Here is a 3,998-nt window from a genome sequence, read left to right on the forward strand (position 1 = left end):
GTCATACGAGTACTCGTATGACTGGTCGTAGAACCAATAATTTCCCGCACCGCCCGCGCCCTCATCAAAGGCGGAAAGCATCCCCGCTACCGGCGCTACCGCAAGGCGGCCTTCCGACCACGCTTACGACCGGATCATGGCTTTTTTGTCAGATAAAGCACGAAGCCGACACTGCTATCAGCAAGACTGGTGCGAGTCTGGGAGCCAGCGATGTCCGCCCTGATAACGCCGGTGGACATATGATCTCGCATCTAAGACGGATGTCCTTCGCAATCCTTCCGTTCCAAGGATCAGCGGACCTGTAGGCGATGCGCTCGACGTTCTAAAAAGGAAGGCGATCGCTCTCGCGACCGCCTTCCTTTTCGAAAGCGAACCTTCGTCAGGTTGCGATGTTAGAGGTCACCGGCTTGTCGGTCACGTCGAAACGGTCGGCATCCATGACCTTGACCCAGGCCTTGACGAAGTCCTTGACGAACTTCTCCTCATTGCCATTCTCGGCATAGACTTCCGCCGTCGCGCGCAACTGTGAGTTAGAGCCGAACACTAGGTCCGTACGGGTAGCGCGCCACTTCTCGCCCTTTCCGCCGCGATCATGGCCGATGAACTCCTCGTCGCTTGACGGATCGACGAGCTCCCAGAAGGTCTCGTTGTCGAGGAGGTTGACGAAGAAGTCGTTGGTCAGCTGACCCTTGCGGTCGGTCAGAACTCCCTCGGGCTTGTCGCCGTGATTGGCACCCAGCACGCGGAGCCCACCCAGCAGCACCGTCATCTCCGGAGCCGACAGACCAAGCAGCGACGCCTTGTCGAGCAGCAACTCCTCGGTCTTCACCGTCTGCCGCGTCCGCAGGTAGTTGCGGAAGCCATCGGCCTGCGGCTCCATCCATGCGAAGCTCTCGACATCGGTCCACTCCTGCGTCGCGTCACCGCGCCCACCGGTAAACGGTACCTTGACCTCGAAACCGGCATCTTTCGCCGCCTTCTCGATCGCCACCGAGCCTGCAAGGACAATCGCGTCAGCAAGCGACATGCTTCCGCGAAGCTCGTTGAGCTTGGCGAGCACCGTTTCCAGTTCCACGGGTTCATTGATCGCCCAGTTCTTCTGAGGCTCCAATGCGATACGCGCACCGTTGGCTCCGCCGCGATGGTCGGACTTGCGGTAGGTCGAGGCGGAGGCCCAGGCGGTCTTGACGAGCTGACCGATGCTGAGGCCGGAGCGCAGTACGCTGTCTGCGAACGCCGCTACTTCGGCATCGCTCGGCGCCGTACCCTCGGGCACCGGATCCTGCCAGATGAGCGTCTCCTCCGGCACTTCCGGCCCGAGATAGCGGACCTTCGGCCCCATGTCGCGATGGGTCAGCTTGAACCAGGCGCGTGCGAAGGCGTCGTCGAGCGCCGCCTGATCGTCGCGGAAGCGTTCGGAGATCGCGCGGAATTCGGGATCCAGCTTCAGCGCCATGTCGGCGGTCGTCATGATCGTCGGCACGCGCTTGTTGGGATTGCGTGCGTCGGGTGCCATGTCCTCCCACTCGGGATTGATCGGCGTCCACTGCTTCGCACCAGCCGGGCTGGACGTCAGCTCATACTCGTACTTGAACAACAGGCGGAAATAGTCGCCGGTCCACTTCGTCGGATTGTTCGACCACGAACCCTCGATCCCCGACGTGGTGATATGGCCCTTACCGATCTCCTCGCTGTCCGTGAGCCAGCCGAGACCCTGCATGTGCACGGCTTCCGAGGCGGGTTCCTTGCCGAAGTTCTCCGCAGGCTTTGCCCCGTGGGTCTTGCCGAACGCGTGGCCACCGGCGGTGAGCGCGACGGTCTCCTCCGAGTTCATCGCCATCCGCGAGAACGTCGCCCGCATGTCGCGCGCCGAGCCGAGCGGATCGGGATTGCCGCCCGGTCCTTCGGGGTTCACGTAGATCAGGCCCATCGAATCCGCGGCGAGCGGACCTTCCAGATCGAGTTCCTCGTCGGGGCGAATGCGGCTCTTGTGCTCCGCATGCCCGATCCATTGCTCCTCGGCGCCCCAATAGGTGTCGCCTTCCGACTGATAAACGTCCTTACGGCCGCCAGCGAAGCCGAAGGTCGGGCCGCCCATGCTCTCGATGGCGACGTTGCCGGCCAGGATGAACAGATCCGCCCAGCTGATGTGCTTCCCGTACTTCTGCTTGAGCGGCCACAGCAGGCGCCGTGCCTTGTCGAGGTTACCGTTGTCCGGCCAGCTGTTGAGCGGTTCGAACCGCTGCTGGCCCGAGGACGAACCACCACGTCCGTCGGTAACCCGGTAAGTGCCCGCAGCATGCCAGGCCATGCGGATCATGAAGGGACCGTAGTGCCCATAATCGGCGGGCCACCATGGCTTGCTATCGGTCATCAACGCCGTGAGATCAGCTTTCAGCGCGGCGTAGTCGAGCGTCCGGAACGCTTCGGCATAATCGTAATCCTCGCCCATGGGGTTCGGCGACACGCCATGCTGATGCAGGATCTCGACCGGCAGAACGTCGGGCCACCAATCCTTGTTGGTACGACCGAGGAGCGAACGGACCGTGCCTGCGCCGCCGCCATTCCTGCTCATCGGGCAGCGCTCGCTGGGATCTTCGTCAGCCATCTTCTCACTCCACTTATGCTATCGGGGCACCCTAGTGGGGCCGATAAATTTATCCAATGAATTGAAACGATTTTTGCTATCACCTGAACCGATGAAGCCTATCCCCTCGCTCAGACAGTTATCATATCTCCTCGCGCTTCATGAGCATGGCAATTTCGGGCGTGCGGCTGCCGCCCTGTTTGTCTCGCAGTCAGCCTTTTCGGTGGGCATCGCTGAGCTCGAACGGGTGCTGGAGGCGAGCTTGGTCGAGCGCTCAAAACGCCATGTGCGCTTCACCCCGCTGGGAGAGGAGATCGTGTCCCGCGCCCGACGGATGGTACAAGCCGCCGAGGACCTCCAAGTCGTCGCACAACGGTCCCACGAGCCGCTCGTGGGGCCGCTGCGGCTCGCGGCGATCCCAACGATCGCACCGTTTGTGCTATCCAGCATACTGCCGATGCTCGCCCGGGACTGGCCGCGGCTGAAGCTGTACGTACGTGAGATGCTGACCAGCGTCGCGTGCGACGCGACCGGACGTGGCGAGATCGATTGCGTACTATTGGCTCTGCCGGTGGAGTGCGGCGATATCGAGAAGGTTGACGTCGCGGTCGATCGCCTGATCCTCGTCACCGTCAAGGGACAGGACCAGTCCGCATCCCCGCTATGTGAGGCGGAAGACCAGCGCTTGCTCCTGCTAGAGGACGGGCACTGCCTCAAAGAGCATGCCCTCGCGGCTTGCCACCGTACTGCCACGGAGACCGAAAGGCTGCTGGTGGCATCCACGCTGCATACGCTCGTCCAACTTGTCGACGCAGGACTTGGCTACACCCTGATTCCGCAGATGGCGATTGATGCCGGCATCCTCGGGGGGACCCGGGTCGAGGCGCATCCGCTGCAGACTGTCCGCGCGGAGCGGCAGATCGCCGTAGTGTGGCGTCGCGGCCATCCACGTACGAGCGAGTTCCGAATGCTTGGCGAGACGATCAGGCAAGCAGTAGGTGGCGACACTGGTGAAGCCAGATAATGAGGTTTCGACACGCTAGTTCGCCTTATACCAGCTCCTCAAGAACTTTTCTGCAGCCACCCCATGTCCTGATCGACCCACAAACGGTCATTCGAGCCATCTTCAACGCTTCCTGATTTACGACGTTCATTCATTTTCAAAGCGGAAGTCGCGAATCCCACATCAGCGCGCGCCGGAACGTCGTTACCAGCCCCCAGAACGCTGATAGTTTGGAAACGCCGGGCTAGAGCAAATTCCGAGCGTCTTGAATCGAGTAGGGATTCCCAAGCGGCATGAAGTCTGATTCATGATCGTCACCGGTGACGGGAGGCCGGTCAGATGGGCAAGCCATTGTCGATGGACCTGCGCGAGCGGGTGGTTGGTGCGATTTCGCAGGGAATGTCCCGC

The 3,998-nt window shown here is 61.6% G+C and carries 2 protein-coding genes; one reads left to right on the forward strand and one right to left on the reverse strand.

The window, feature by feature from the left end; genetic code table 11:
- Positions 1–379 precede the first annotated feature (379 nt).
- Entirely contained in the window at positions 380–2,608 is a 2,229-nt protein-coding gene (gene katG, locus BRX43_RS19855) for a catalase/peroxidase HPI (protein WP_125996774.1), read from the reverse strand.
- Positions 2,609–2,699: 91 nt separating this feature from the next.
- Between katG and BRX43_RS19860 the strand changes: the two genes are divergently transcribed.
- Positions 2,700–3,611, forward strand: a complete 912-nt coding sequence (locus tag BRX43_RS19860) for a hydrogen peroxide-inducible genes activator (RefSeq protein ID WP_125996775.1) — start codon at positions 2,700–2,702, stop codon at positions 3,609–3,611.
- The last annotated feature ends 387 nt before the right edge of the window (positions 3,612–3,998 follow it).

The sequence above is a fragment of the Sphingomonas sp. S-NIH.Pt15_0812 genome, from assembly GCF_003951315.1.
In the GTDB taxonomy this organism is placed as follows: domain Bacteria; phylum Pseudomonadota; class Alphaproteobacteria; order Sphingomonadales; family Sphingomonadaceae; genus Sphingomonas.

Bases quoted from the DNA above. Each gene is read 5' to 3' on its own strand.
- katG (WP_125996774.1), bottom strand. From the start codon at position 2,608: ATGGCTGACGAAGATCCCAGCGAGCGCTGCCCGATGAGCAGGAATGGC.
- BRX43_RS19860 (WP_125996775.1), top strand. From the start codon at position 2,700: ATGAAGCCTATCCCCTCGCTCAGACAGTTATCATATCTCCTCGCGCTT.